The sequence below is a fragment of the Segeticoccus rhizosphaerae genome (assembly GCF_009192725.1).
Taxonomy (GTDB): domain Bacteria; phylum Actinomycetota; class Actinomycetes; order Actinomycetales; family Dermatophilaceae; genus Segeticoccus; species Segeticoccus rhizosphaerae.
In genome coordinates this window covers 1-539 of sequence record NZ_VOHR01000737.1, presented here as the reverse complement: position 1 = coordinate 539, position 539 = coordinate 1, and the positions used below count along the sequence as shown (strand labels likewise).

Annotated in this window: 1 protein-coding gene; it reads right to left on the bottom strand. The window is 60.1% G+C overall.

What is annotated here, in order from left to right; all coding sequences use genetic code 11:
* Positions 1–539 (bottom strand): glutamate--tRNA ligase (locus FRW57_RS22745; protein WP_238999557.1); only part of this gene is annotated, 539 nt, incomplete at both ends.

Sequence of the window (539 nt, the reverse complement as noted above, 5' to 3'; positions counted from 1 at the left end):
CCATCTCGGTGTCATCGACCACGCTTGCCAACGTGTACAGAATTTGTCCGTCACCCCGGATCAGCACCGGGTCGGAAACAGAGGCCGCATCAATCGAAATATCGCCCAGAATACCGTCGGCCCACTCGATCCGCTCCTGATCCAGCTTGAACCGCCAGACACCATCGCCTCGCTCTGCGCGCAGCTTGTCTTTCTCTTCATCCGACAGGTTCAGCGCCGCACGGTCATAGACCGGGGGCTTGCCCATGTTCAGCTGCTTTTTGCGCTTCAGGTCCAGTTCGGTTGGCGTCTCGAAAGCCTCGTAGAACCGCCCCTTGGCGCGCAATTCGTCGGCTGCCGCGTGATAGCGATCCAGCCGCTCCGACTGCCGCTCAACCCGGTCCCAATGCAGTCCCAGCCACTCCAGATCCTGCTTGATCCCGTCGACGTATTCTTCTTTGGATCGCTCAGGATCAGTGTCGTCGATCCGCAGGATGAACGTTCCCCCGGCCTTGCGCGCGATGAGGTAATTCATCAGCGCCGTGCGCAGGTTACCGACG